27 protein-coding genes are annotated in these 25,335 nt (G+C 60.9%); 17 read left to right on the top strand and 10 right to left on the bottom strand.

The genetic code is table 11. From position 1 onward, the window contains the following. Positions 1 to 2 precede the first annotated feature (2 nt). The 12 genes from QF039_RS22395 to recX all read left to right on the top strand — a co-directional run bounded on the left by QF039_RS22395 (position 3) and on the right by recX (position 8,783). A complete protein-coding gene (locus QF039_RS22395; RefSeq protein ID WP_307520760.1) occupies positions 3 to 1,040 on the top strand; it encodes a phage baseplate assembly protein in 1,038 nt (345 codons plus the stop codon). Positions 1,041 to 1,056: 16 nt separating this feature from the next. Next, entirely contained in the window at positions 1,057 to 1,566 is a 510-nt protein-coding gene (locus tag QF039_RS22390; RefSeq protein WP_177019268.1) for a phage baseplate assembly protein V, read from the top strand. Continuing rightward, entirely contained in the window at positions 1,566 to 1,964 is a 399-nt protein-coding gene (locus tag QF039_RS22385; protein ID WP_307520757.1) for a phage GP46 family protein, read from the top strand. The genes QF039_RS22390 and QF039_RS22385 overlap by 1 nt, the downstream gene beginning before the upstream one ends. After that, a complete protein-coding gene (locus QF039_RS22380; RefSeq protein WP_307520755.1) occupies positions 1,954 to 2,994 on the top strand; it encodes a baseplate J/gp47 family protein in 1,041 nt (346 codons plus the stop codon). Before QF039_RS22385 ends, QF039_RS22380 begins: the two co-directional genes overlap by 11 nt. Next, positions 2,982 to 3,581: a YmfQ family protein gene (locus QF039_RS22375; RefSeq protein ID WP_087695306.1), complete on the top strand. Its 600-nt coding sequence runs from the start codon at positions 2,982 to 2,984 to the stop codon at positions 3,579 to 3,581. The genes QF039_RS22380 and QF039_RS22375 overlap by 13 nt, the downstream gene beginning before the upstream one ends. 11 nt (positions 3,582 to 3,592) lie before the next feature. Further along, the gene (locus tag QF039_RS22370; protein WP_307520752.1) at positions 3,593 to 4,918 is read left to right on the top strand and encodes a tail fiber protein; all 1,326 of its coding nucleotides are present in this window, start codon (positions 3,593 to 3,595) and stop codon (positions 4,916 to 4,918) included. An 8-nt stretch (positions 4,919 to 4,926) separates the two neighbouring features. Continuing rightward, the gene (locus QF039_RS22365; protein WP_307520749.1) at positions 4,927 to 5,526 is read left to right on the top strand and encodes a phage tail assembly chaperone; all 600 of its coding nucleotides are present in this window, start codon (positions 4,927 to 4,929) and stop codon (positions 5,524 to 5,526) included. Between the two features lie 30 nt (positions 5,527 to 5,556). Continuing rightward, positions 5,557 to 6,114, top strand: a complete 558-nt coding sequence (locus tag QF039_RS22360; RefSeq protein WP_307520747.1) for a glycoside hydrolase family 19 protein — start codon at positions 5,557 to 5,559, stop codon at positions 6,112 to 6,114. After that, a complete protein-coding gene (locus QF039_RS22355; RefSeq protein WP_307520746.1) occupies positions 6,102 to 6,593 on the top strand; it encodes a lysis system i-spanin subunit Rz in 492 nt (163 codons plus the stop codon). The genes QF039_RS22360 and QF039_RS22355 overlap by 13 nt, the downstream gene beginning before the upstream one ends. Positions 6,594 to 6,664: 71 nt before the next feature. Further along, positions 6,665 to 7,165 (top strand): CinA family protein, encoded by a 501-nt coding sequence (locus QF039_RS22350; RefSeq protein WP_003208648.1) that lies wholly within the window; start codon positions 6,665 to 6,667, stop codon positions 7,163 to 7,165. Between the two features lie 83 nt (positions 7,166 to 7,248). Continuing rightward, positions 7,249 to 8,307, top strand: a complete 1,059-nt coding sequence (gene recA, locus QF039_RS22345) for a recombinase RecA (protein ID WP_003208645.1) — start codon at positions 7,249 to 7,251, stop codon at positions 8,305 to 8,307. An 8-nt stretch (positions 8,308 to 8,315) separates the two neighbouring features. Further along, positions 8,316 to 8,783 (top strand): recombination regulator RecX, encoded by a 468-nt coding sequence (recX, locus tag QF039_RS22340; protein ID WP_003208644.1) that lies wholly within the window; start codon positions 8,316 to 8,318, stop codon positions 8,781 to 8,783. A gap of 167 nt (positions 8,784 to 8,950) precedes the next feature. On the opposite strand, the gene QF039_RS22335 is transcribed toward recX, so the two are convergent. Further along, a complete protein-coding gene (locus tag QF039_RS22335) occupies positions 8,951 to 10,060 on the bottom strand; it encodes a TIGR00730 family Rossman fold protein (protein WP_003208643.1) in 1,110 nt (369 codons plus the stop codon). A 375-nt stretch (positions 10,061 to 10,435) separates the two neighbouring features. After that, positions 10,436 to 10,876: a PA3611 family quorum-sensing-regulated virulence factor gene (locus QF039_RS22330; RefSeq protein ID WP_003208640.1), complete on the bottom strand. Its 441-nt coding sequence runs from the start codon at positions 10,874 to 10,876 to the stop codon at positions 10,436 to 10,438. A gap of 205 nt (positions 10,877 to 11,081) precedes the next feature. On the opposite strand from QF039_RS22330, the gene QF039_RS22325 reads away from it, so the two are divergent. The 3 genes from QF039_RS22325 (at position 11,082) to QF039_RS22315 (ending at position 13,135) form a co-directional block, all read left to right on the top strand. Further along, complete coding sequence (locus QF039_RS22325) at positions 11,082 to 11,792, top strand: tRNA-uridine aminocarboxypropyltransferase (RefSeq protein ID WP_177067288.1); 711 nt, start codon at positions 11,082 to 11,084, stop codon at positions 11,790 to 11,792. A 254-nt stretch (positions 11,793 to 12,046) separates the two neighbouring features. Continuing rightward, positions 12,047 to 12,697: a response regulator transcription factor ErdR gene (gene erdR, locus QF039_RS22320; RefSeq protein WP_003208636.1), complete on the top strand. Its 651-nt coding sequence runs from the start codon at positions 12,047 to 12,049 to the stop codon at positions 12,695 to 12,697. 75 nt (positions 12,698 to 12,772) lie between these two features. Continuing rightward, complete coding sequence (locus QF039_RS22315; RefSeq protein WP_003208635.1) at positions 12,773 to 13,135, top strand: diacylglycerol kinase; 363 nt, start codon at positions 12,773 to 12,775, stop codon at positions 13,133 to 13,135. Here QF039_RS22315 and QF039_RS22310 read toward each other — a convergent pair. Then, the gene (locus QF039_RS22310) at positions 13,132 to 14,058 is read right to left on the bottom strand and encodes a LysR family transcriptional regulator (RefSeq protein ID WP_003208633.1); all 927 of its coding nucleotides are present in this window, start codon (positions 14,056 to 14,058) and stop codon (positions 13,132 to 13,134) included. The genes QF039_RS22315 and QF039_RS22310 overlap by 4 nt on opposite strands. Positions 14,059 to 14,182: 124 nt before the next feature. Between QF039_RS22310 and fpr the strand changes: the two genes are divergently transcribed. Next, positions 14,183 to 14,962, top strand: a complete 780-nt coding sequence (gene fpr / locus QF039_RS22305; protein WP_003189055.1) for a ferredoxin-NADP reductase — start codon at positions 14,183 to 14,185, stop codon at positions 14,960 to 14,962. 217 nt (positions 14,963 to 15,179) lie between these two features. On the opposite strand, the gene tsaA is transcribed toward fpr, so the two are convergent. From tsaA to rimO, 5 genes are all read right to left on the bottom strand, one after another. Continuing rightward, positions 15,180 to 15,875, bottom strand: a complete 696-nt coding sequence (gene tsaA / locus QF039_RS22300; RefSeq protein WP_307520734.1) for a tRNA (N6-threonylcarbamoyladenosine(37)-N6)-methyltransferase TrmO — start codon at positions 15,873 to 15,875, stop codon at positions 15,180 to 15,182. Positions 15,876 to 15,879: 4 nt separating this feature from the next. Beyond that, on the bottom strand, positions 15,880 to 16,341 hold the full coding sequence (locus QF039_RS22295; protein ID WP_003208629.1) for a DUF1456 family protein: 462 nt from the start codon (positions 16,339 to 16,341) through the stop codon (positions 15,880 to 15,882). 77 nt (positions 16,342 to 16,418) lie between these two features. Further along, on the bottom strand, positions 16,419 to 17,129 hold the full coding sequence (locus QF039_RS22290) for an rRNA pseudouridine synthase (RefSeq protein WP_003208627.1): 711 nt from the start codon (positions 17,127 to 17,129) through the stop codon (positions 16,419 to 16,421). Between the two features lie 71 nt (positions 17,130 to 17,200). Continuing rightward, a complete protein-coding gene (locus QF039_RS22285; protein WP_003208626.1) occupies positions 17,201 to 17,674 on the bottom strand; it encodes a GNAT family N-acetyltransferase in 474 nt (157 codons plus the stop codon). 103 nt (positions 17,675 to 17,777) lie between these two features. Beyond that, on the bottom strand, positions 17,778 to 19,118 hold the full coding sequence (gene rimO, locus QF039_RS22280; protein ID WP_218172220.1) for a 30S ribosomal protein S12 methylthiotransferase RimO: 1,341 nt from the start codon (positions 19,116 to 19,118) through the stop codon (positions 17,778 to 17,780). A 286-nt stretch (positions 19,119 to 19,404) separates the two neighbouring features. Between rimO and QF039_RS22275 the strand changes: the two genes are divergently transcribed. After that, the gene (locus QF039_RS22275) at positions 19,405 to 21,306 is read left to right on the top strand and encodes a potassium transporter Kup (RefSeq protein WP_003208622.1); all 1,902 of its coding nucleotides are present in this window, start codon (positions 19,405 to 19,407) and stop codon (positions 21,304 to 21,306) included. A gap of 54 nt (positions 21,307 to 21,360) precedes the next feature. Here QF039_RS22275 and QF039_RS22270 read toward each other — a convergent pair whose 3' ends face one another. Both QF039_RS22270 and mprF read right to left on the bottom strand, forming a co-directional pair. Next, positions 21,361 to 22,647, bottom strand: coding sequence for a virulence factor family protein (locus QF039_RS22270; protein ID WP_177019279.1), 1,287 nt, complete (start codon positions 22,645 to 22,647; stop codon positions 21,361 to 21,363). Further along, the gene (gene mprF, locus QF039_RS22265) at positions 22,647 to 25,289 is read right to left on the bottom strand and encodes a bifunctional lysylphosphatidylglycerol flippase/synthetase MprF (RefSeq protein ID WP_008433574.1); all 2,643 of its coding nucleotides are present in this window, start codon (positions 25,287 to 25,289) and stop codon (positions 22,647 to 22,649) included. Before mprF ends, QF039_RS22270 begins: the two co-directional genes overlap by 1 nt. Positions 25,290 to 25,335: the final 46 nt, after the last annotated feature.

Genomic DNA, 25,335 nt, shown 5'->3' with positions numbered 1-25,335 from the left:
CCATGATCGAGTTGGACAATGCCGTCACCCTGACCGTGGACGGCCTGGATTATGGCGGCTGGAAAAGCGTGGAAATCAGCGCCGACCTGGAGCGTCAATTTCGCACCTTCACCCTCAACATCACCTGGCAATGGCCCGGGCAAACCCTGGCGGCGCCGATCAAGCCCGGCGCCCGTTGCCAGGTACGCATCGGTTACGACCTGGTGCTCACCGGCTTTGTGTTCAAGGCGCCCATCAGTTACGACGGCCGACAGATCAGCCTGAGTATTCAGGGCGGCTCAGTGACCCAGGACCTGGTGGACTGCGCAGCGATAAACCAGCCCGGCCAGTGGCGCGGGCAAAGTGTGCTGAGCATCGTCCGGGCGCTGACGGCCACCTATGGCGTGGAGGTGCACAGCGAGATTGCCGAAACCGCGCGCCTGCATACCCACAGCATCGTGCCCGGGGAGACGGTATTTCAATCCATCGACCGCTTGCTGACGTTGTATCGGGTGTTCTCCACCGACGATGCGGATGGGCGCCTGGTATTGGCATCGCCCGGTAGTGCAGGGCGTGCGAATGACAGCCTGGAGCTGGGCCAGAACATCCTTTCGGCTAACGCACCGATGGACTTCGACTCGGTATTTTCCGAGTACCGCGTCATCGGCCAGCACAAGGGCGATGATCAAAAAAACGCAGCGGCGGTCAGTGAGGTTTCAGGGATTTCCCGGGATGAAAAAGCCACGCGAAAACGCGTCACGCTGATCAGCGAACCGACGCAGTTGACCCCCGAGCTGGCCCAGCAACGCGCCGACTGGGAACGCGCCACCCGTACCGGAAAAGCCCTGACCACCACCTACACCGTGCAAGGCTGGCGGCAGTCCAACGGCGATTTGTGGCGCCACAACCTGTTGGTGCGGGTGATCGATCCGGTGCTGGGCTTTGACCAGGACATGCTGATCTCCAAGGTCACCTGGTCGCTCTCCGACCAAGGTTCGATCACCACGCTACAGGTGGCGCCGCCGTCCACCTTTGATGCCAATTCGTTGCCATCCGCTTAACCACCAAGGAATTTCCATGAGCTTACTGACTCGCCTGCTGGCGCGCGGCACTGTCGTGCTCGCCCACTCGGCCACCAAGCTGCAATCGCTGCAAATGCGCCTGACGGCAGGCGAAGTGAACGACGACATGGAGCACTTCGAACCCTACGGTTTTACCAGCAACCCTCTGGCGGGTGCTGAAGGCATCGCCACCTTCCTGGGCGGTGACCGCTCCCATGCCATCGTGCTGGTGGTGGCCGACCGTCGCTATCGCTTGCAGTCCCTGGCGCCGGGTGAAGTGGCGATCTATACCGACGAAGGCGACAAAGTTCATTTCAAGCGCGGGCGGGTAATCGACATTGAAACCGGCACCTTGAATATCCGCGCCAGCCAGGCGGTGAACATTGATACGCCGACCCTGACCCAGAGCGGCAAGATCATCTCCCAGGGCGACCAGATTGCCGGCGGCATCAGCCAGATCCAGCACGTGCATGTGGGCGTCCAGCCCGGCAGCGGCCAGACCGGTGCGCCGGCGGGAGGCCAGTGATGTTTGTCTCCGACAACCTGAAAAATGCCCTGACCCGCTCGGTGCTGATCAGCCTGTTCACCTGGCGCCGTGCCGCGCCCGACGATGCGGTTGACGATGACGAGCGCTTCGGCTGGTGGGGCGACAGTTTTCCCAGCGTGGCCGACGACCGTATCGGCTCAAGATTGTGGTTGCTGCGCCGGGTCAAGCTGACCCACCAGACGCAACTGGACGCCGAATTCTATGCCCGCGAAGCCTTGCAATGGCTGATCGACGACGGGCATTGCAGCGCCATCGAAGTCCTCAGTGAGCGCCTCGACGCCCAGCGGCTCAACCTGCGCACGCAGCTGACCCTGGCCGATGGCGAGCGCCTGGACATCAACCCTGATAACAGTTGGCAGGTGATCTATGCCGTTTGAAACCCCTTCGCTGCCGGTGCTGATCAAACGCACCCAAAGCGACCTGGCCAGCGATTCGCTGCGCCAGTCCGATGCCCAGGTCCTGGCGCGCACACTGAGTGGCGCTGCGTTCGGCCTGTACGGTTATCTCGATTGGATCGCTGAGCAGATCCTGCCGGATACCGCCGATGAATCCACCCTGGAACGCATCGCTGCGCTGCGTTTGAACCAGGCACGCAAGGCGGCGGTAGCCGCCAGTGGCACCGTGAGTTTTACCGCAGCGGCGGGCGCGGTGCTGGATGTGGATACGGTGCTGCAAAGCAGTGATGGACGCAGCTTCAAGGTCACTGCTGCCGGCACGACCCATACCGGCCTTAACACTGCCACCGTGCAGGCGATTGACGCCGGCACGCTGGGCAACGCTGATGCCGGGCTGAGCCTGATCGCGGTCCAGCCGCTGCAAGGTATTGGTTCGACCTTTACCGTACTGGCGCCGGGGCTGACCGGCGGCGTGGCGCGAGAAACCCTGGAGTCGCTGCGGGCGCGGGTGATTCGTTCCTATCGCGTTATTCCCCAGGGCGGTTCGGCACAGGATTACGAGACCTGGTCCCTCGAAGTGCCCGGCATTACCCGCGCATGGTGTCGCGGCAATTACCTGGGGCCGGGGACGGTGGGGGTGTTCGTGATGCGTGACGACGACCCGCAGCCGATCCCTAATGCAGCGCAGTTGGCGCAGGTTCAAGCCCATATCGAACCGCTGCGGCCAGTGACCGCTGATGTGTATGTGTTGGCGCCGGTGATGAAGCCAGTGGTTTATCAACTGCGCTTGACCCCCGACACCAGCGCCGTGCGCGCGGCCGTCGAGGCCCAACTGCGAGACTTGCACAATCGCGAGGCGGGGCTGGGCGACAGCTTGTTGCTGACCCACATCGCCGAAGCCATCAGCACCGCCACCGGTGAGACCGATCACACACTGACAAGCCCGCTGGCGGACGTTACGGCGGCGACAAACCAGTTACTGGTGTTTGGAGGTATCACATGGCTGGGATAAGGACGGCTGGCCAGTACGAGGAACAACTGATCGCCCTGTTGCCCAGCGGTCCGGCCTGGGACCTGGAGACCATGCCGCAGTTGCAGACGGTGCTCAAAGGCATCGCCGAAGAACTTACGCGCATCGACGCCCGCGCCTGCGACCTGCAAAACGAAATGGACCCCGTGACCGTCAGCGAACTGGTGCCGGAGTGGGAAAGGGTGATGCAACTGCCCGACCCTTGCCTGGGCTTGAGCCCGCTGTACGACGACCGTCGCCTGGCGGTGCGTCGACGTCTGTTGGCGGTGGGCAGCCAGCGCGCCGCGTACTACATCGAAATCGCCCGCAGCCAGGGTTATCCCGACGCCAGTGTCACTGAACATCGCGCCCCGCGCATGGGCCGCTCACGGTTTGGCGCGGCGCATTTTGGCACCTGGCAGGCGCACTTCATGTGGACGCTCAACACCGGCGGCCGCCAGCACTTGGGGCGGCGGTTTGGGGCGAGTTATTGGGGAGAGCGGTTTGGCGTCAACCCGGGCAATGCCCTGGAGTGCCTGATTCATCGCAGCGCACCTGCTCATACGCAGGTGCACATCAATTATGACTAGAGGATAGAAGCGTGGATTATCCAAAGAGTGTGCCCAGCGTTGGGCTGGTGAATGGCAAGTTTGTGGATGAAAACCCGGTGACCGGGACGCCGGGGAGTTTGATTCCGGCGGCTTGGGGGAATGGGGTTACGCAGGAGATTTTGAATGTGCTGGCGGCGGCGGGGATTGCGCCGGATGAGACGAAGACCGATCAGCTGGCGCAAGCGTTGAGTGTGTTGAGTGATTGGTTGAAGTTGAGGAATAAGCCGACGACGTTGGCGGGGTATGGGATTACGGATGCTCTGGTGGTAGGCCGTACGTCCCAGCAGCGCCCAAGTCTTTCTTCCAGCATATTGGGTGAGATCGGCAATGGACAGGGGGGCGCACTGGAAATTCGTGAAGCGCAAGAAGTTTCTGATTCCACACGAGATTTCAACTATGCACCACGAATCATGTTCCATTGGGGCAAGATAATTGCTCGAGCACTCGCGATGAACGCGGACGGTGAGTTGCTCTGGAGTTCGAAGAAAATTTGGTCTGAGATCAACTTCAACCCTTCAACCAAAGCGGATAAGGCCACGACCCTTGCGGGCTATGGTGTGACAGATGCGCTGAGCATTGGCCAATACGGACTGGGTGGCAATGTTGCACCTGCTGCCGCGATTGATACCGTTGGGCTACCCGGCGGGTTTTACTATTACAGTGCCGGGAATACCAGTTTCGCCAACTACGTCGGATTGGTGAATATCCCTTACGGCGACGGAAATTACGCGGGGCAGATTGGCTTTCAGCAGGGGAACACAGAACCGGATGTCTACATCCGAGGCTGCTCTCAGGCTAAGGTCTGGAGCCCAACACGAAGGCTCTGGCACTCTGGAAATCTCGACCCAGCGTCGATGGGGGTTCCGGTCGGGACGACGATTCAGTATTGCGGTGCCTCGGCACCGGCTGGGTTTTTGAAAGAGAACGGTGCTGCGGTTTCTCGTACAGCCTATTCAAAGCTGTTTGACGTGATAGGGACGATGTTTGGCGCTGGTGACGGAAGCACTACGTTTAACCTGCCGGACAGCCGTGGTGAGTTCATCCGTGGCTTTGACGATGGACGCGGCGTGGACCCGCAACGCGGGCTGGGGTCGTTGCAACTGGATGCGATGCAAGGCCATTGGCACGGCCCTCGTCCTGGCACCACCCTGAACGGGAGCCCAGGCAACTGGAACGGCGTGGGCGGTGGTTCCAACGCATCGTTCAACATCGGCAGCACCGGTGACCCCGTAACCAACGGCGTCAATGGTGTTCCACGCACCGCCAACGAAACGCGTCCGCGCAACACTTCCCGTCTTATGTGCATCAAGTACTGAGGTCAATCATGACTACTTCTGCCCCTGTTATTTATCAGGCACACCCGGTGACGGGCGAATACATCGGAACGGCTTTTGCTGACCCCGATCCACTTGTCGAGGGGGCCTGGCTTATCCCCTCCATGGCTTTCAGTGAAGCCCCTCCTGTAACTGAGCCCGGCTTTGCTGCGGTTCACGTTAAAGATGCTCAAGCTATCTGGAACCTGGTTCCGGACATGCGCGGCCTTGTGTATCGAACGGATACCGGCGAGGAGATCCAATGGCAGCAGTTAGGTGAGTTGCCGTTGGAACTTACCTCGCTGAAACGCCCCGGGTCAGATCACGTTTGGGATGGCTCGTCCTGGCATCTCGATGAAAAGCTGAGGAACACGAACGAGTGTGAATCCGAACGACTCTGGCGGGATTCGGAAATCGACAGTATCAAGTGGCTTCGCGAGCGCCATCGGGATGAGTCCGATCTGAAGCGAGATACCACGCTGACAGAAGGACAATTTGCGCAACTGCTGGCTTATTTCCAACTGCTGCGTGATTGGCCGCAGAACTCGAAGTTTCCAGCCTCCGAATTTCGACCGGTTAAACCGGACTGGATGGTTGGCCTTGTACAATAGTGTGGTGCTCGTGAGTTCGGAGGTTTTTTCATGCCGATAACCCAGAATGATCTTGTGCAAATCATGCCTAACGCCCGCTCCCAAGCGGGCGTTTTCGTATCTGCGCTGAACACAGCCATGTCCAACCGCCAAATCACCACACCCAAACGCATCGCCGCCTTCCTCGCCCAAATCGGCCACGAATCCGGCGAACTGCGTTACGTACGTGAGCTGGGCAGCGATCAATACCTGAGTAAGTACGACACCGGCACCCTGGCCGCCCGCCTGGGCAACACCCCGGAAGCCGATGGCGACGGCCAGAAGTATCGCGGCCGCGGCCTGATCCAGATCACCGGCCGGCGCAACTACCTGGCGTGCAGTCAGGCACTGTTCGGCGATGAGCGTTTGTTGCACCAACCGGAGTTGCTGGAGACGCCGCAATGGGCGTGCGAATCTGCCGCGTGGTACTGGCAGAGCAATGGCTTGAACGAGCTGGCTGACCAGGACCAGTTCACCACGATCACCCGGCGCATCAATGGTGGCCTCAACGGTCTGGAGAACCGTATGCAACTGTGGGCGCGGGCGAAGGCGGTGTCATGGGCTTCCTGACGTCGTATCGCCTGTTTGGGTTTTGCCTGTTGTTCGCAGTTTCGGCGGGTGTTGCCTGGCAGGTACAGGCTTGGCGATATGGCGCACAACTCGAGCACCTGCAGGCTCTGCATGCCGCAGCACTCAGCCAGCAACAACAGGCCGAACAGGACAAACGGCTGGCACTGGAGCAACAACTCAGCGCCAGCGACCAACAACACACCCGGGAGCTTTCCGATGCACAACGCGCTCAGGCTCACCTGCGGGATCGCCTGGCCACTGCTGATGTGCGGTTGTCAGTCCTTCTCGACGCCAGCGATTCAGCCAGCGGCTGCCCAATGCCAGCCACCGCCACCCCCGGCAGCGTGGTTCATGGCGCCCCGCGAGCCCGACTTGACCCGGCGCATGCTCAACGAATTATCGGCATCACCGACGACGGCGACAACGCAATGATCGCCTTGCGCGCCTGCCAGGCGTATGTCCGGGCCGTCGCGCGTTAGTCTCTTGTAACTTGCATGGCCCATGGGCTCCTGTAGGGTAGGCGAACGCCCGTCCACTCCAGGAGATGACCGTGAAGGAAATTACTCAACTCGCCGCTGAACTTGGCCGACGCTTGCAGGTTCTCAATGCCCACGTCACGACGGCCGAGTCGTGCACCGGCGGCGGTATCGCCGAGGCAATCACGCGGATTCCCGGGAGTTCGGCCTGGTTCGAGGCGGGCTATGTCACGTATTCCAATCGCCAGAAGACGCGGCAACTGAATGTGCCGGAAGCTCTGTTCCCCAAGGTCGGTGCCGTCAGCCGCGAAGTGGTGGAGGCGATGGTGCGGGGCGCCCAGGAGAAAAGCCTGGCGCGTTTTGCCGTGGCAGTCAGCGGCGTGGCCGGGCCCGATGGCGGTTCGCCGGACAAGCCGGTGGGCACCGTATGGCTGGCCTGGGGCGTGGGCGATGAGGTTACCGCCGAGCTCGAACACTTCCCCGGCAACCGCGACGAGGTCCGCCGACAAACGGTAAAGGCCGCGCTAGAGGGCTTGTTGCGACGAGCTGCAGCAGAAATAGAAAATCAGGGGTAGGCGATCACGGATCTTTGTGGAACAATACTGTCTACTTATACAGGTATTGGCCGCCAGGCCTTATTGATTACGTGAGGACTTTAATGGACGACAACAAGAAGAAAGCCTTGGCTGCGGCCCTGGGTCAGATCGAACGTCAATTCGGCAAGGGTGCCGTAATGCGTATGGGCGATCACGACCGTCAGGCGATCCCGGCTATCTCCACTGGCTCTCTGGGTCTGGACATCGCGCTCGGCATTGGCGGCCTGCCAAAAGGCCGTATCGTTGAGATCTACGGTCCTGAATCTTCCGGTAAAACCACCCTGACCCTGTCGGTGATTGCCCAGGCACAAAAAATGGGCGCCACCTGTGCGTTCGTCGATGCCGAGCACGCCCTGGATCCTGAATACGCCGGGAAGCTGGGCGTCAACGTTGACGACCTGCTGGTTTCGCAACCGGACACCGGTGAGCAAGCGCTGGAAATCACCGACATGCTGGTGCGCTCCAACGCCATCGACGTGATCGTGGTCGACTCCGTGGCAGCCCTGGTACCCAAGGCTGAAATCGAAGGCGAAATGGGCGACATGCACGTGGGCCTTCAAGCCCGCTTGATGTCCCAGGCCCTGCGTAAAATCACCGGTAACATCAAGAACGCCAACTGCCTGGTGATCTTCATCAACCAGATCCGGATGAAGATCGGCGTGATGTTCGGCAGCCCGGAAACCACCACCGGTGGTAACGCGCTGAAGTTCTACGCTTCGGTCCGTCTGGACATCCGTCGTACTGGCGCGGTGAAGGAAGGTGACGAGGTTGTCGGTAGCGAAACCCGCGTTAAAGTCGTGAAGAACAAGGTGGCCCCGCCGTTCCGTCAGGCCGAGTTCCAGATTCTCTACGGCAAGGGTATCTACCTGAACGGCGAGATGATCGACCTGGGCGTGCTGCACGGTTTCGTCGAGAAATCCGGTGCCTGGTATGCCTACAACGGCAGCAAGATCGGCCAGGGCAAGGCCAACTCGGCCAAGTTCCTTGCGGATAACCCGGATGTTGCCGCTACGCTCGAGAAGCAGATCCGCGACAAGTTGCTGACCCCGGCACCTGACGTCAAGGCTGCCGCCAACCGCGAGCCGGTTGAAGAAGTAGAAGAAGTCGACACTGACATCTGAAGCAAACGATGAGCGTTGTCCTGGATACACCCGTCGCCGTAAGGCGCACTGCAATGGACCTGCTCGCACGGCGCGAGCATGGTCGAGTCGAGCTGACGCGTAAGCTGCGTCAGCGTGGCGCAGATCCCGAGATGATCGACGCAGCCCTTGACCGTTTGACGGAAGAAGGGCTGCTGTCGGAGTCCCGTTACCTCGAAAGTTTCGTCTCCTACCGAGCCCGATCCGGCTATGGCCCTGCACGAATTCGTGAAGAGCTGAGCCAGCGTGGCTTGCAGCGTGCTGATATCGAACTCGCGTTGCGTGAGTGCGGCATCAGTTGGCAGGCACAACTGGAAGAAACCTGGCGGCGCAAGTTTGCCGGTCATCTGCCTATTGATGCGCGTGAGCGGGCTAAGCAAGGTCGCTTCCTGAGTTATCGCGGGTTTTCGATGGAGATGATCAGTCGCCTGTTGAGCGGTCGGGATATGGATGACTGAAGGCTGCGCCTGGTAAATGGTTGCTCTGATCACTACGGGGCTTGGTGTGGCGAGGGAGCTTGCTCCCGCTGGGCTGCGCAGCGGCCCCAACCTGCGCATCGTTCTACTGGCACAATCCAAAAGGCCCGCTATGAAAATAGCGGGCCTTTTTTCGTTTCAGTGTCAGGTCACGCCGTCTCCGTCACCCGCTGCTGCGTTTTCCCCTGAGCCTGGGCCCAGTTTTCCGGCAAGTTGATGTAATCCACCAATTCCCGCAACCGTCCCTGATCACGCCCGTTGAAGTTGAACACCAGCCGCGTCAGATGGCTGAAGCTTGGCTCGTCATGCTCTTCGCCGGTGTACGCGATTTGTTGGAAGTCGCCACTGAGGCGAAGGCTGGCGAACGCCTCCTGCAGGTGGGCCAGTGCGCGGTCACTCAACGGATGATTCATGCGAATCACAAACTGGCGCTTCAGCCAGCGGGTGGAGTGGAAGTTGGCGTAGAACTGGTTGATTTCGTCCACCGCCTCTTCGGCGCTGTACACCAGGCGGACCAGCTTGAGGTCGGTGGGCAGGATGTAGCGATTGGCCTCAAGCTGGCTGCGGATAAAGTCCAGTGCGCCTTGCCAGAAGCTACCGCCTGGTGCATCCAGCAGTACCACCGGTACCAGCGGGCTTTTGCCGGTCTGGATCAGGGTCAGCACCTCCAGCGCTTCATCCAGGGTACCGAAACCGCCCGGGCACAGGATCAAGGCGTCGGCTTCCTTGACGAAGAACAGCTTGCGGGTAAAGAAGAAGTGGAAGGACAGCAGGTTCTCGGTGCCATCGATGGTCGGGTTGGCGTGCTGTTCAAAGGGCAGGGTGATGTTGAACCCCAGGCTGTGCTCCAGGCCGGCACCCTCGTGGGCCGCCGCCATGATGCCGCCGCCACCGCCGGTGATCACCATCAGATCCGAACGGGCCAGGACCGCGCCCACTTCCCGGGCCAGTGCGTACAGCGGGCTTTCCACCGGCGTGCGCGCCGAGCCGAACACCGTGACTTTGCGCCGTCCCTTGAACTGTTCGAGCACGCGGAAGGCGTGGTCCAGTTCCCGGATCGCCTGCAAGGTTATCTTGGCATTCCAGCGGCTGCGGTCGTCCTGGGCCATGCGCAACACGGTGAAGATCATGTCGCGATAAAGGGGAATATTCGGGCTGTTGGGCGCAATCAAGTGGAGTTGCGCGTCGACCTGCTGCGTGAGGTCGGTGCCGTTTTCTTCAAATTGACGGATCAGGAGTTCATTCGGTTCGTAAGGCATTCAACTTCTCCTTCTTCACAGAACCCTGGGTGCCGGCGAGAGATTCGTCGGGACCACGACACTGCATGTGTCGTTGCCTCTGATTAACGAGGTGGGCGAAACCGGTTCTGTATATTCCTTATGATTAAAAACCTTTGCATTGCACGCTCAGGAGGGCAACCCTCTTTTGCCCTGAAAATGTTACAGGACGGTGTGAAAACCCGATGTTCCAGGCGTTCAGGATGAATTGATCATGAGCCTATAAAGTCTTGGCTGGCAACCGCTTATTGATCACTTCTGAGGGAGTTTAGACGCTGCCGCGGGCGGGCAATGGCGGAGAGTGCAGAGGGGTATATTGCGCGCCGCTGGTCAGCGGCGCGCGACAGGAGTTATCGCTTACTTTTTCTTCTTCGCGGCAGCCGGTGCCGGGCAATCTGCTTCCTGGAACTTCACCGAGGCTACCGGGCGGTTGGTTTTGTTCTCGGTGATTTCATAGCGCATGATCGCGCCCTTGGCCATCAGCTCGCGGTAACCCTTGTTCAGGCACACACTTTGGCCGAGCTGGAAGTACACAGCCTTGGGGTTGGCGCGCATTTGCTCGGCGCGGTCGGGCAGTACGCTCAAATGGTCAATCAGCTGCAAGCCTTCAACAGTGTAGGCAACTTCCAGGGTCTTTTCGTCAATTTCCCGTGGCAGTTCTTTGTTGGTTTCCTCTGCGACGCTTTGCAGCTTCCTGTTCAGTTGAGCCTCCAGCAACGAGGCCGCTTGGGCACCCAGAGGCAACACCAGCGCGAGGGCGACGGACGGAACTACAAGGCGTGGCATAAGACGCAGCATGAAACTCTCCTGATTCGGTTACTGGTGCATAGACCAGCCACTGCGCTGTGCGTTCAGTGGCGCGGGATTATAGGTGACCGCTTGCCCCTAGGGCCAGCCTATTGCCGGGAAGTGCAGGTGGCCGGGGGCGGCTCTGGTAAACTGCGGTAACTTTTGCCTTCCGAGTTCTATCCGTGTCGATTTCCACTTCCCTGCGGCGCACCCGATGAGCCATGCCGTCTCCCGTTTGCGCACGCAGCGCCTGGCCCGTGCCGTAAAACCGTTTGTAGCGCGAGGCTCGCGGGCCGAACGCTGCCCCGGCTGCCGGGTGATTCCCGAGTACTGTCTGTGCGCCTGGCGGCCCAAGGTCCAGGCCAGATCCGGCATGTGCCTGCTGATGCACGACGTAGAGCCGATGAAACCCAGCAACACCGGCTGGCTGATCGCCGATGTGATCAACGACACGTCCGCGTTCCCCTGGTCGCGCACTGAGGTTGAGCCGGAGTTGCTGACCTTGCTGGACGACCCGCAATGGCAGCCATACATCGTCTTTCCCGGCGAATTCGTGGCCCCGGAGCGGGTGGTCCATCAGGTCAGGCTGGAGGAGGGCAAGCGCCCGCTGTTTATTTTGCTGGACGGCACCTGGAGCGAGGCGCGCAAGATGTTCCGCAAGAGCCCGTACCTGGAGCACTTGCCGGTGCTGAGCCTGGCGCCCGAGCAACTGTCGCGCTACAAGCTGCGTCGCTCCAAGCGTGATGACCACTTCTGCACCGCCGAAGTCGCCGCGCTGTGCCTGGAGCTGGCTGAAGATGCCGCAGCCAGTGAAGTCCTGGATGCCTATCTGGACGTATTCAGCACTCACTACCTGGCCGCCAAGTTTCAACTGGCGCTGGACCCGGCCGATGTCGTCCATACTCGCCTTGCACCTTATCTCTAGGTGTCATGGCCAGCCGACCTTTGCATGATGGCCGCGCAAACGCGCAGCCCGCTAAAATAGCCACGGGCGTAGCGCTTGACCACCCAGGCTACGCTGGGCATGCTTGGCGCCGATTGGGGCGCTGTCACAGATTGGATACGTCGCTTTTTGACGTTGAGCGCGCCCTTTGGTGACTGCTGGCCTGGCAGCCACCTTGCGCGTTGGCGAGCACTGAACCCATCAGTGCCGCCCTAAAAAACAGGATCATTTAATAAATGGCCACATACGAAATCCTGATTGCCGATGACCACCCGCTGTTTCGCAGTGCGCTGCACCAGGCGGTCACGCTGGGCCTGGGGCCGGATGTACGCCTCGTCGAAGTGGCCAGTATTGCCGAGCTGGAAACCCGTCTTACCGAAAAGTCCGACTGGGACCTGGTCCTGCTGGACCTGAACATGCCGGGTGCCTACGGTTTTTCCGGGCTGGTGCTGCTGCGTGGGCAATACCCGCAGATACCGGTGGTGATGGTGTCGGCCCAGGAAGAGGCGTCGGTGGTGGTGCGCTCCAAGGAGTTCGGTGCCAGTGGTTTCATTCCCAAGTCCAGCTCCATGGAAGACATCCAGAAAGCCGTGCGCACGGTGCTGGATGGCGATGTCTCCTGGCCGCCGCAGGCCTTTGAAGAGATCAACGTCTCCGACGAAGCCAAGGCCGCGCGTGATGGCCTGGCCAGCCTCACGCCCCAGCAGTTCCGCGTGCTGACCATGGTCTGCGAAGGTCTGCTGAACAAGCAGATTGCCTACGAGTTGAGCGTGTCGGAAGCGACCATCAAGGCTCACGTCACGGCGATCTTCCGCAAGCTCGGCGTACGTACGCGAACCCAGGCGGCGCTGCTCTTGCAACAACTTGAGTCAATTTCGCAGCATTAAGACGCTGTTCATTCACGTTTTTTTGACTTTGCTTGCTCTAGTTTCCCCACACCTTTTTGCTCAGTTGCCTACTCTATGTCGCCTTTCAAGGGTCAAACCGGTATCAAACGTATTTTCAACGCAGGCGGATATTCCCTGGATGGCCTGCGTGCGGCTTTCACCGGCGAGGCGGCGTTTCGTCAGCTGGTGTTGCTCAATGTCATCCTGATCCCGCTGAGTTTCTTCCTTAACGTCAGCCGGGTAGAGCGGGCGCTGCTGATCGCCGTGTGCCTGCTGGCATTGATCGTCGAGTTGCTCAACTCCGCCGTCGAAGCGGCGATCGACCGGATTTCCCTGGACCTGCACCCCTTGTCGAAAAATGCCAAGGACATGGGCAGCGCCGCGCAGTTCGTAGCGCTGACCATGATTACCCTGGTGTGGGCCGTGATCCTGATCTAGGCAATGGTCGGCAGTACAATCTCGTCGCTGCGCTGCACCCCGGCGGTGAACGACCGGCACAGCTCGAGGAATTCGCGCATCGCCGAGGTCTGGTACTTCTGTTTGTGCCAGATGAAGTAGAACTGCCGGGCCAGGTCCAGGTCCGGGGTTTCCACCGGTACCAGGCTGCCACGCCGGAAGGCGTCGCGCAGCGCCAGCCGGGAAATGCAGCCAATCCCCAAGCCTGATTCCACCGCGCGTTTGATTGCCTCGGTGTGTTCCAGCTCCAGGCGGATATTCAGCGCGCTGCGGTGATGCCGCATGGCCTGGTCAAAGGTCAGGCGTGTTCCAGAGCCTTGTTCCCGCAGGATCCACGCTTCATGGGTCAGCTCTTCCATGGTCGCCTGGCCGCGCTTGGCCAAGTGATGCTGGGGTGCGCAGAACACCACCAGTTCATCTTCCACCCAGGTTTGCACCTCGATGTCCGGGTGGCTGCAGTCGCCTTCGATTAGACCCAGATCAATTTCGTAGTGCGCCACCTGATGCACGATATGCGCAGTGTTCTGCACGTGCAGCTTCACCTGGCTCTCGGGATGCTGCTGCATGAAGCTGCCGATCAGCAGCGTGGCCAGGTAGTTGCCGATGGTCAGCGTGGCCCCGACCGCCAGGGAGCCGAAGCCCGACTTGCCGTTGAGCAGGTCCTCGATCTCCTTGGCCTGGTCCAGCAGTGCCACCGCCTGGGGCAATAGCTGGTGACCGAGGGCGTTGAGGCTCAGGCGTTTGCCCGCGCGGTCGAACAATTGGCAGCTGGATTGCCGCTCCAGCTCGGTAATCGACGTGCTGGCGGCGGATTGAGATAAGGCCAGAAGGCCAGCAGCGCGCGAGACGCTTTCCTGCTGGGCGACGGCGACGAAGACTTGCAGTTGACGTAGAGTAAATCGCATATCGATATAACCGATAACCCTTATCTTAATAATCCAGTTAACAGATATTGTCGCCGCCATTAGAATGCTGTGCAATTGCGCATCCATCATTTGGCGCAGACCCATTTCCAGGAGTCCCCCGTACATGAGCAACATGAACCACGAGCGTGTCCTCAGTGTTCATCACTGGAACGACACTCTGTTCAGCTTCAAGTGCACCCGCGATCCGGGCCTGCGCTTCGAGAACGGTCAGTTCGTGATGATCGGCCTGCAACAGCCCAACGGCCGCCCGCTCATGCGCGCTTACTCGATTGCCAGCCCGAACTGGGAAGAGCATCTGGAGTTCTTCAGCATCAAGGTGCCTGATGGCCCGCTGACTTCCCAATTGCAGCACTTGAAGGAAGGCGACGAGATCATCATCAGCAAAAAACCGACGGGCACCCTGGTGCTTGACGATTTGAAGCCGGGCAAACACCTGTACCTGCTCAGCACCGGCACTGGCCTGGCGCCGTTCATGAGCGTGATCCAGGACCCGGAAACCTACGAGCGTTTCGAAAAAGTGATCCTGTGCCACGGCGTGCGTTACGTCAACGAAGTCGCCTACCGCGAATTCATCACCGAGCACCTGCCGCAGAACGAGTTCTTCGGCGAGGCCCTGCGTGACAAGTTGATCTACTACCCGACCGTGACCCGTGAGCCGTTCGAAAACGAAGGCCGCCTGACCGACCTGATGCGCAGCGGCAAGCTGTTCAGCGACATCGGCCTGCCGCCGATCAATCCTGAAGACGACCGCGCCATGCTGTGCGGCAGCCCAAGCATGCTGGATGAAACCAGCGAAGTGCTCAACAGCTTCGGCCTGAAGGTTTCCCCGCGTATGCGTGAGCCGGGTGACTACCTGATCGAGCGTGCGTTCGTCGAGAAATAAGCGAACCGATTTGCTTTTGTGGCGAGGGAGCTTGCTCCCGTTGGACTGCGAAGCGGTCCCGGCGAGGCCACCTGGTTGTTCCAGATAAAATGGGGTGTCAGGTTTTGGGGCCGCTGCGCAGCCCAACGGGAGCAAGCTCCCTCGCCACATGACTTTGGTGCGACTAAAAAGCCCGCGTTGCCTTCACAGGCAGCGCGGGCTTTTTCGTTTCCGGGATTTACTTGGCGGCAATCACTTCCAGCACACAAATCATCCCGGCTTCGGGATAGTGCCAGCGCACATCAACATCCCAGAACTGCGCCCCGTATTCCCGCTCTGGCCCCGGCGTCTGGTACGCCGGCCGTGGATCCTGCGCCAGGCACTGCTCGATCAACGCCACCAATGGCTCGCCAAGGCGCTGAGCGTGGCCTTCTGCCTGTTGCAGCGCAGTCTTCAGCCACTGCACGGGAATCAGCTGTGGCGCAGCGCTGGCGATGCTGTTGGTCGCAGTGTCAACTATGTCTGCGTACGGCACGTACGGCTTGATGTCGAGAATCGGTGTGCCATCCAGCAGGTCGATCCCGGATATCCACAGGCGCCCATCTTCCACCTTATCCAGCTTGACCACTGACTGGCCGATGCCGTTGGGCCGGTGCGTCGCGCGGGTGGCGAACACGCCCATGGACGTGTTGCCACCCAGGCGCGGCGGGCGCACTTTCAGGCGGGGCTTGTCTTCCAGCGCCTGGTGGAACAGGAACAGCAGCCACACATGGCTGACCTGTTCCAAACCCTGCACCGCCTCACCCTGATCGAATGGCGCCACCAACTCCAGCACGCCCCGGGCGGCAGGCGCCAGTTGTGGCTGGCGCGGGATGGCGAACTTCTCCTTGAAGCAGGAGCGGACAAAGCCGATGGGCGAGACGCTGTAGTTCACGGGTTTAGGCGCGAACGCGCAGGGTCAGGCCCTTGAGGAAGTTGCGCAACAGCTGGTCACCACAGGTGCGGTAGTTGGTGTGGCCGAACTTGCGGAACAGTGCGCTCAGCTCAGGCTTGGACACCGGGAACTCGGAGGCCTTGAGGATTGCGTGCATGTCGTCTTCCTTCAGTTCGAAGGCCACGCGCAGTTTCTTCAGGACGATGTTGTTGGTCACCGGCAGTTCGATCGGCTGCGGTGGACGGCTCTCGTCCTTGCCGCGCTTGAAGATCACCAGGCCATCGAGGAAATGCGCCATGACTTCGTCCGGGCAGAACACGAAGCCTTCTTCCTCGTCTTTCTTGAGGTAGGTCAGCAGGTCGTCCTTGGTGACTTCCATGCCGCCGAGCTTGATGATCTCGACCATCTTGTTGTCGCTGATGTCGAGCATGTAGCGCACGCTGCGCAGTACGTCGTTGTGAATCATGGTGGGCAATCCTGGTCATTCAACTGTGGACACCGCCCAGGCAGGCGGTATCGAGAGATTCGGCGGCGAAAAAAGTCTTAGAATTTTTCTTTGCCGGACAGATAGCGCCATTGGCCTACCGGCACTTTGCCGATGGAGACTCCGCCAATGCGGATGCGTCGAATGGCGACGACTTTCAGGCCGACGGCTTCGCAGAACAAGGCAATCACACCCGGTTGCGGGTTTTTCAGCGCAAAGCGCAGGCGGTTCTCGTTCTGCCAGCTGGCTTTCACCGCCGGCAATTCCTTACCTTTGTAGGTCAGGCCATGGTTGAGGCGGTTCAGGCCGTGGGCGACCATGTCGCCGGACACCTCCACCACGTATTCCTGTTCGATCTTGTTCGCGTCAGCGGTCAGCTTGCGCAAAATCTTCCAGTCCTGGGTGAACACCAGCAGGCCGCTGGCCTTGGCTTGCAGGTCACTGCTGGCGGTCAGGCGCAGGAAGTGGCCCTTGAGCGGGCGCTTGCTGAAGCGGTGTTCTTCCGACAGGGTCTCGGCGTTGATCGACGCCATGGCTGTCTCGGCATCCACGCCGGCGGGGGCGTGGAACAGGATGGTCACCGGCTCCGGCGCTGTGGCCTTGGCCTCAGGGTCAAGCTCGACCTTCTGGGTGGTGACCTTGAACTGCGGCTCGTCGATCACTTCGCCGTCCACCGTGACCCAGCCGCCTTCGATGAACAGCTCAGCCTCCCGACGGGAGCAACCGACCAGTTCGATGAGGCGTTTGGAGAGGCGTAGGGGTTCAGTCATGACAAGGGCCGAAACAAAAGGGGGCGGCTATTGTACCTGTGTGGCGCCGGTTAATCCCGGCTCCATTTCATTTAGCCGCGACGCGCCTGTGGCTGGGCCTGGCGCAAACGCATGTGCAGCAACGGATAAGGCTGGCCCATGCCGTCATGGTCCGTGCGTCCGATCACCTCAAAGCCTTGCTTGAAGTAAAAGCCCAGGGCCTGCGGGTTCTGTTCGTTGACGTCCAGTTGATCGGCATTCATCGACTCGATGGCATAGCGCAGCAATTGCCGGCCCAGGCCCTGGCCACGGTGCTCGGGGTCGATAAACAGCATCTCGACCTTGCCCGCGGCCACCCCGGCAAACCCGGTGATGCGCTGGCGCGAGTCCTTGGTGCAGATCAGCATCACCGCGTCGAGGTAGCGGGTCAGCACCAGGTTTTTCAGCAACTCGATGTAACTGTCCGGCAGGAAGTCATGGGTGGCCCGCACCGAAGCCTCCCAGATGCGGGTCAGTTCCTGATAGTCGCTGGATTTGGGTGTATGGATAACCGAATGCTGACGCATGCCCGCTGCTCCTTGCCGATGATTGGCGCCGATGGGCAAAACGATAGACCTAAAAAAGCCCCGCATCTTGTCCAGAGGCAGGGCTTTTTCAATTCTTTACACCTTATGCGCGTTTTTCAGCCCACAGGTCGTACTCGTCGGCGTCGGTCACGGTGCACCAGACCTTGTCGCCCGGCTTCAGGCCGCTGGCATCGTCGATGAACACGTTACCGTCGATTTCCGGTGCATCGAAGAAGCAGCGGCCTACAGCGCCTTGCTCGTCGACTTCGTCGATCAGTACTTCGATCTCACGGCCGATGCGCAGTTGCAGGCGCGCCGAGCTGATGGCCTGCTGGTGCGCCATGAAGCGCTCCCAACGGTCCTGCTTGACGTCGTCCGGCACGATGGCAGCGTCCAGCAGGTTGGCCGGAGCACCTTCCACCGGCGAGTACTGGAAGCAGCCGACGCGGTCCAGCTGGGCCTCGGTCAGCCAGTCCAGCAGGTACTGGAAGTCTTCTTCGGTTTCGCCGGGGAAGCCGACGATGAAGGTGGAGCGGATGATCAGGTCCGGGCAGATCTCGCGCCAGTTCTTGATGCGCGCCAGGGTCTTGTCTTCGAAGGCCGGGCGTTTCATGGCCTTGAGGATTTTCGGGCTGGCGTGCTGGAACGGGATGTCCAGGTACGGCAGGATCTTGCCGGCGGCCATCAGCGGGATCAGCTCGTCAACGTGCGGGTATGGGTAAACGTAGTGCAGGCGCACCCATACGCCGAGGCTGCTCAGGGCTTCGCAGAGTTCGGTCATGCGGGTTTTCACCGGCGCGCCGTTCCAGAAGCCAGTGCGGTATTTGACGTCGACGCCGTAGGCGCTGGTGTCCTGGGAGATCACCAACAGCTCTTTCACGCCGGATTTGACCAGGCGCTGGGCCTCGTCCAGCACGTCGCCCACCGGGCGGCTCACCAGTTTGCCGCGCATCGACGGGATGATGCAGAAGCTGCAGCTGTGGTTGCAGCCTTCGGAAATCTTCAGGTAGGCGTAGTGGCGCGGCGTCAGCTTGATGCCCTGCGGCGGCACCAGGTCGATCAGCGGGTTGTGGTCCTGGCGCGGCGGCACTACGTCGTGCACGGCGTTGACCACTTGCTCGTACTGCTGCGGGCCGGTCACGGCCAGCACGCTTGGGTGCACGTTGCGGATGTTGCCTTCTTCCACGCCCATGCAGCCGGTGACGATCACCTTGCCGTTTTCCTTGATGGCTTCGCCGATCACTTCCAGGGACTCGGCCTTGGCCGAGTCGATGAAGCCGCAGGTGTTGACCACCACCACGTCCGCGTCCTGGTAGGTGGACACGACGTCATAGCCTTCCATGCGCAGTTGCGTAAGGATGCGTTCGGAGTCGACCAGAGCCTTTGGGCAACCCAGGGATACAAAGCCGACCTTGGGGTTGGCTTTTGCGATGGTGGTGGACATGTCTAACCTCGGTATTGAATGACGCCGCCCGTCGTGCACGAAAGGTGGCGGATGGGCACTTGGTGTGCCTCTGATCAAAAAGTGCGCAATTCTAGCGACGGGAATCGCTCTTGACCAGCTTTATGCAGGGAAATACGACGAGTGCTGCGCTATGCTTCGCGCCGTTGCACCTGAGTGAATTTCCTCGGTCAATAAATCGTCTGTAACGAGAAGTAAAACAGCGCATGCTGTGGACAGCATAGGCGCCCGCAGCAGGCGCGCTGTTTATAAAGGGCAGGAGTGGTTGATGGGTCAGGCAAGTAGTCAGGCAGCAGGTGCCGAGCAGTCCAACGCAAAGCCGATCGGCATGCTGGTGGCGGCAGTGGGGGTGGTTTACGGCGATATCGGCACCAGCCCGCTCTACACCCTTAAAGAGGTGTTTGCTGGCGGTTATGGGGTTCAGGTCAATCACGACGGGGTCTTCGGGATCCTGGCGCTGATTTTCTGGTCGCTGGTCTGGGTCGTTTCGATCAAGTACGTGCTGTTTATCCTGCGCGCGGATAACCAGGGCGAGGGCGGCATCATGGCCCTGACGGCTTTGGCCCGGCGGGCGGCGGCACCTTACCCCAAGTTGCGTTCGGTGCTGGTGATTCTCGGCCTGATCGGTGCGGCGCTGTTTTACGGCGACAGCATGATCACCCCGGCGATCTCGGTATTGTCGGCGGTCGAAGGCCTGGAACTGGCGTTTGATGGCCTTGAGCGCTGGGTGGTGCCGCTTTCGCTGGTGGTGCTGGTGGGGCTGTTCCTGATCCAGAAACATGGCACTGACCGCATCGGCAAGCTGTTCGGCCCGGTGATGGTGCTGTGGTTCCTGGTGTTGGCCGGCCTGGGCATCCATGGAATCATCCAGCACCCTGAGGTGCTCAACGCCCTCAACCCTGTGTGGGGCGTGCGCTTCTTCATCGTTCACCCTGGCATGGGCGTGGCGATTCTCGGTGCGGTGGTACTGGCATTGACCGGCGCCGAGGCGCTGTATGCCGACATGGGCCACTTCGGACGCAAGCCGATTGCCCGTGCCTGGTTCGCCCTGGTGCTGCCGGCGTTGGTGCTTAACTACTTTGGCCAGGGCGCGCTGCTGCTGGAAAATCCAGAGGCAGCCCGCAACCCGTTCTACCTGCTGGCACCGGAGTGGGCTCTGGTCCCGCTGGTGGCGTTGTCCACTTTGGCCACCGTGATTGCTTCCCAGGCGGTGATCTCCGGGGCGTTCTCCCTGACCCGTCAGGCGATCCAGCTCGGTTACATCCCGCGCATGCATATCCAGCACACTTCCAGCGCCGAGCAAGGCCAGATCTACATCGGCGCGGTGAACTGGTCACTGATGGTGGGCGTGATCCTGCTGGTGCTGGGCTTCGAGTCCTCCAACGCCCTGGCTTCGGCCTACGGTGTGGCGGTGACGGGCACCATGTTGATCACCAGCATTCTGGTGTCGGCGGTGATGCTGTTGCTGTGGAAATGGCCGCCGGTACTGGCTATCCCGGTGTTGATCGGTTTCCTATTGGTGGATGGGCTGTTCTTTGCCGCCAACGTGCCGAAGATCGTGCAGGGTGGTGCGTTTCCGGTATTGGCGGGGATTGTGTTGTTTATCCTCATGACCACCTGGAAGCGCGGCAAGGAGCTGCTGGTGGACCGGCTGGACGAAGGTGGGCTGCCGCTGCCGATCTTTATCAGCAGTATCCGTGTGCAGCCGCCGCATCGCGTGCAAGGCACGGCGGTGTTCCTGACCGCACGCCCGGATGCCGTGCCCCATGCCTTGCTGCATAACTTGCTGCATAACCAGGTGCTGCATGAGCAGGTGGTGCTGTTGACGGTAGTCTACGAAGACATCCCGCGTGTACCGGCCCAGCGTCGTTTCGAGGTCGATTCCTATGGCGAGGGCTTCTTCCGGGTGATCCTGCACTTTGGTTTCGTCGATGAACCGGACGTGCCCGAAGCGCTGAAGCTATGCCATCTGGATGACCTGGACTTCAGCCCGATGCGCACCACCTACTTCCTCAGCCGCGAAACCGTGATCGCGTCCCGCATCAAAGGCATGGCGCGTTGGCGCGAAGGGCTGTTCGCGTTCATGCTGAAGAACGCCAACGGCAACCTGCGCTTCTTCAAGTTGCCGGTTAACCGGGTGATCGAGCTCGGCACTCAAGTAGAAATGTAAGCCCAACAAAAAGCCCCCGGTGCCTTGCGGCAGCGGGGGCTTTTTTGTGGGCGCTTATTCGGCCGGGGTCTTGCCCTGGCGCTTCTCGATGATGTCTACCAGACGCTTGGCCAGCGCCGGGTAGTTCTCGTCGAAGTGATGGCCGCCAGGCAGCTTCACGGCTTCGCCGACAGCGGTCTTGTCGGTGCAGCCACTCTCGTCGACTTCTTCGGCACCGTAGATGCACACCACCTTGTCGGCCGGCAGCTTGGCCATTTCCGGGCCGGTCGCAGCTTCCTTGCCGGCGTTGCCCAGCCAGCCTTCCACTTCGATCTCGAAGCTGCCGGTGCGGGCGAAGGCCAGCAGGATGATCGCGTCTACACGCTGCTGCTCGTTTTCCGGCAGGCGGTTGTAGATGGCCGGCAGCACGTCGGCGCCGAACGAGTAGCCGGTCAGCACGAAGCGCTTGGTGCCCCATTTCTGCCGGTAGTGCTGCATCAGCTCGGCGAGGTCCTTGGCGCTTTGTTCCGGGGTCTTGTGCTGCCAGTAGTAGCGCAGGGTGTCGATGCCCACCACCGGGTAGCCGATCTTGGCCATTTCACCGGCCACGTCGCGGTCCAGGTCACGCCAGCCGCCGTCACCGGAGAGAAACAGGGTGACGGTGTCCTTGGCCTGGCCAGCCGGCACTTCGACCACCGGAATTGCCAGGCCGCCGTTGTCCGAGCCCACCAGTTGCTTGCGCAGCTCGTTGTTCAGCACTTGCGGGTAGTGAACGTCGTAGTCGCTGATGCTGGTGGTAGCACGCGGCGTGTCGCGTACGAAACTGGCAGCATCATCGTCAGGGTTATCGTTCCAGGCCACCAGCCAGCTACCGTGGGCCGAAGTCTTCGGCAACGGGTCGTTGCAGCCTGGCTGCGCCAGCGCGAAGCCGACGGAGATGGCATTGGCCTTGTCGTCGTTCTGTGCGGCCAGCCAGCGCCAGGCGAGGGATGCGCCAGGGCCGATGCCGCTGACCAGGGTCGCCGGGCCGGCGAGCTGGCCGAGGGCGGTTTGCAGGGCTTGTTCCTGCAGCTTGCAGTCATCCTTGGGCAGGATTACCTGGACGATCTGCGCTGCGCCGCCCTGGCTCAGGGCGATCAGTTGGCTGTCGGTCAGGGTTTCGTCGGCCAGCACGGCCACGGCCACGCGGGCCTTGGGCGCGGTACCCGGGGTAACGCGGGTCAGGACCGTGCCGTCAGCCTGTGGCAGTTGTTCCAGAGTCGGTTGCGGTGCAGGGCGGTTCCAGTACCAGTAGCCGCCACCGAGGATCAGTGCCAGTACCACCAAGAATGCCAATACATACCGCCAGGAGCGTCGAATCATCAGCGTTTCACCAATCCAGTCAAGCCGCCCGCAATCAGGGCGGCGGTGTCGGCCAGTGCCACCAGCGGATCAAGTCCTGCGGGCACGGCCATATAACGGGGTTCCCAGTCAGGCTGGAACTTGTCTTTGAAGCGGCGCAAGCCTTGGAAGTTATACAGTTGCTCGCCACGGCGGAACACCATCGAGCCCAGGCGTTGGGTCAGCGGGGCGCCACGTCGTGGTTGCAGGCCCGACAACGGCACCATGCCGAGGCTGAAGCGGGCGTAGCCATGGTTCTTATAATGTTGAATCAGGCCGACCATCATGAATTCCATGGTCAGTTTCGGCGCGTCCGGGTGCGCACGCATCAGGTCGAGACTGGCCAGGTCATGGCTGTAGGTCTCAAGCAGGTTCGCAAACGCTACCGGGCGCCCTTCGAAGCGAATGATCGCAATACGAAAGTGCTTGAGGTAGTCGTCGCTGAATCGTCCAAGGGAAAAGCCTTTTTCCCGCACGTTCTTGCCGGTTAGCCATGCGTCGGAGATGACTTTCAACTCCTCCATCGGGGCCTGGCCGGGTTCGTGGATCTCCAGGGACAAGCCATCACGGGTCCCGCGGTTCCAGGTGTAACGCAGGTCCTTCATCTCTTTGCCCTTGGCTTCCAGGTCAAAGCGTTTGAGGTCGACCCGGGCTTCTTCACCCAGTTTGATCGCGGTGAGGCCGATGTCCATGTAGTACGGCAGGTTCTCCGCGCGCACCTGGTAGAACACCGGGCGGGCGTGGTGAATGTCGCACAGGTCGCGGAACTGCCAGATCATCTCGGCCCGTTGCAGGGTCGGGCCAATCGGATCGTACAAGGCCACCAGGCTGCGACCGCGACGAGCGTACATCAGGAACGCTTCGTCGTTGGGATGAAACAGCAGGGCCTTGTCGCCGGTCAGCGCCAGGCCGCCGTCGGGTTGTGCAGAGTTCATCAGGATCTTGGTGGCGCGCTCCAGCTCATCCGGTGTCGGCAAGTGGATGATCGGGCGCGCGGTACGCAGCAGCCAGGTCAGCGACACCACCACCAGCACCACGGCCGCGCCCAGCAGCGAGCGCAGGCCACGCGGGGCGTTGGCGTCGAGGGTGAACTGCCACCACAACTGATGGCTGTAGGGCACGTCCTGGTAGGCGAACAACAGCAGCCAGATCGACGCACCGAGTACGCACACGCTGGCCACCAGGTACAGCGGCGAGAACGGCAGTTCGGTCAGGCGGCTGGCGCGATAGAACGAGCGCCGGAAGATCGCCAGCAGCACCGCCGTCATGGTCATCAGGCTGGCTTCTTCCCAGTCGAAACCCTTGAGCAGGGAGAGCAGGGCGCCGGTCAGCAGCAGCACCATGGTCAGCATCCACGCCGCGGACAACCGTCGACGCAGGCCCTGGGCCAACAGAAGGCAGAGCACGCCGATCAGGCTGGCACCAAAGTGCGACGCGTCAATCAGGCGATGAGGAATCAGGAAGCCGATGTTTTCCAGGCGTGAGTCGATTTCCGGGGTTGCGCCGGAAAACAGCAGGACCACGCCTGACAAAAAAACCAGTACGGCCAGGATCGGCGCAGCGAGGCCCGAGGCCGCGCGCAGGCTTTGTTGCGTATGGAACAGGCGCTGGGCTTCATTGACCAGCAGGAACACACAAGCGATCAACAGCGGCAGCACCACATAGATCATCCGGTACAGCAGCAGTGCGGCCGCCAGTGGCGCGGCACCGAGCTTGTCGGCGAAGGCAGCCAGCAGGATTGCTTCGAACACCCCGACGCCACCGGGTACATGGCTGAGCACACCGGCGGCCAGGGCCAGCAGGTACACCAGCAGGAACGGGCCAAAGGGCGGCGCTTCCGGCAGCAGCATATACAGCACGGTAGCGGCCGCAGCCACGTCGAGGGCAGTGATGATCAGTTGCAGGAAGGTCAGGCGACGGCCCGGCAGGCGCAAGGTGCGACGCCCGGCCCTGACCAGCAGGTTGTCCGGATACGGTTGTTCCGGCAGGCGGCGGCGGTAGATGCCGATGCACAGTGCGGCTGTTAACAGCAACACAGCACCGGCGATGCCGCCGAGCAGGCTGGCAGGTAGATGCAGGGCATTGGACGCGGCAGGCAGGTTGCTCAGGGTGGCCAGCGCAGCGAGCGGCGGCAGGGCGCAACCCAGGGCCAGGCTGGCAAACACGGTCATGCGCGCCACTTCCGAAGCGCCGATGCCATACCGTGCATATAAACGGTAGCGTACCGAGCCGCCCGAGAGCATCGACAGACCAATCGCGTTACCGATGGCGAATGCGGTAAAGCCGCCGTAGGCCAGAGTCTTGGCAGGCAGCTTCACGCCGGCATAACGGGCACCGGAAAATTCATAGCCCAACAAAATGATAAAGCCGGCGACAGCAGCACCGAACGCACCCAGCAGTGCAGGCTTGGGTACTTCAAGGATTGAATCGTGGAGCGCGTACAGATCCAGTTCAAGCAACAGGTGGCGACAGGCAATAAGGGCGATTGCGAACAGCAACAAGGTGACGGCCAGCCCGATGGGTTGGCGGTATTTGCTCAACAGATCCAGCCAGCGCAAACGGGTGGGAGTGATCGGTTGTGTCGCTGTGACAGAGTCTTGTGGTTCAGACGAGTTGGCGCGCATCAATCACCTCGTGGATTGTGCGCGACAGGATGGAGGTATCCAGCCA

This window comes from Pseudomonas sp. W2I6, assembly GCF_030815935.1.
GTDB lineage: Bacteria > Pseudomonadota > Gammaproteobacteria > Pseudomonadales > Pseudomonadaceae > Aquipseudomonas.
The sequence above is the reverse complement of the archived record's forward strand: the minus strand, read 5'-3'. Positions and strand labels throughout refer to the sequence as shown.

Excerpts from the sequence above, each read along its gene's own strand:
- QF039_RS22355 (WP_307520746.1), top strand. The coding sequence starts at position 6,102 with ATGGGCTTCCTGACGTCGTATCGCCTGTTTGGGTTTTGCCTGTTGTTC.
- QF039_RS22270 (WP_177019279.1), bottom strand. The coding sequence starts at position 22,647 with ATGATTCGACGCTCCTGGCGGTATGTATTGGCATTCTTGGTGGTACTG.
- QF039_RS22285 (WP_003208626.1), bottom strand. The coding sequence starts at position 17,674 with ATGCGTCAGCATTCGGTTATCCATACACCCAAATCCAGCGACTATCAG.
- QF039_RS22330 (WP_003208640.1), bottom strand. The coding sequence starts at position 10,876 with ATGCTGCGTCTTATGCCACGCCTTGTAGTTCCGTCCGTCGCCCTCGCG.
- QF039_RS22335 (WP_003208643.1), bottom strand. The coding sequence starts at position 10,060 with ATGCCTTACGAACCGAATGAACTCCTGATCCGTCAATTTGAAGAAAAC.
- QF039_RS22395 (WP_307520760.1), top strand. The coding sequence starts at position 3 with ATGATCGAGTTGGACAATGCCGTCACCCTGACCGTGGACGGCCTGGAT.
- QF039_RS22390 (WP_177019268.1), top strand. The coding sequence starts at position 1,057 with ATGAGCTTACTGACTCGCCTGCTGGCGCGCGGCACTGTCGTGCTCGCC.
- rimO (WP_218172220.1), bottom strand. The coding sequence starts at position 19,118 with ATGTCCACCACCATCGCAAAAGCCAACCCCAAGGTCGGCTTTGTATCC.
- mprF (WP_008433574.1), bottom strand. The coding sequence starts at position 25,289 with ATGCGCGCCAACTCGTCTGAACCACAAGACTCTGTCACAGCGACACAA.
- fpr (WP_003189055.1), top strand. The coding sequence starts at position 14,183 with ATGAGCAACATGAACCACGAGCGTGTCCTCAGTGTTCATCACTGGAAC.
- QF039_RS22385 (WP_307520757.1), top strand. The coding sequence starts at position 1,566 with ATGTTTGTCTCCGACAACCTGAAAAATGCCCTGACCCGCTCGGTGCTG.
- QF039_RS22360 (WP_307520747.1), top strand. The coding sequence starts at position 5,557 with ATGCCGATAACCCAGAATGATCTTGTGCAAATCATGCCTAACGCCCGC.
- QF039_RS22325 (WP_177067288.1), top strand. The coding sequence starts at position 11,082 with ATGAGCCATGCCGTCTCCCGTTTGCGCACGCAGCGCCTGGCCCGTGCC.
- QF039_RS22275 (WP_003208622.1), top strand. The coding sequence starts at position 19,405 with ATGGGTCAGGCAAGTAGTCAGGCAGCAGGTGCCGAGCAGTCCAACGCA.
- recX (WP_003208644.1), top strand. The coding sequence starts at position 8,316 with ATGAGCGTTGTCCTGGATACACCCGTCGCCGTAAGGCGCACTGCAATG.
- QF039_RS22295 (WP_003208629.1), bottom strand. The coding sequence starts at position 16,341 with ATGATTCACAACGACGTACTGCGCAGCGTGCGCTACATGCTCGACATC.
- QF039_RS22365 (WP_307520749.1), top strand. The coding sequence starts at position 4,927 with ATGACTACTTCTGCCCCTGTTATTTATCAGGCACACCCGGTGACGGGC.
- QF039_RS22315 (WP_003208635.1), top strand. The coding sequence starts at position 12,773 with ATGTCGCCTTTCAAGGGTCAAACCGGTATCAAACGTATTTTCAACGCA.
- QF039_RS22310 (WP_003208633.1), bottom strand. The coding sequence starts at position 14,058 with ATGCGATTTACTCTACGTCAACTGCAAGTCTTCGTCGCCGTCGCCCAG.
- erdR (WP_003208636.1), top strand. The coding sequence starts at position 12,047 with ATGGCCACATACGAAATCCTGATTGCCGATGACCACCCGCTGTTTCGC.
- recA (WP_003208645.1), top strand. The coding sequence starts at position 7,249 with ATGGACGACAACAAGAAGAAAGCCTTGGCTGCGGCCCTGGGTCAGATC.
- QF039_RS22290 (WP_003208627.1), bottom strand. The coding sequence starts at position 17,129 with ATGACTGAACCCCTACGCCTCTCCAAACGCCTCATCGAACTGGTCGGT.
- QF039_RS22380 (WP_307520755.1), top strand. The coding sequence starts at position 1,954 with ATGCCGTTTGAAACCCCTTCGCTGCCGGTGCTGATCAAACGCACCCAA.
- QF039_RS22375 (WP_087695306.1), top strand. The coding sequence starts at position 2,982 with ATGGCTGGGATAAGGACGGCTGGCCAGTACGAGGAACAACTGATCGCC.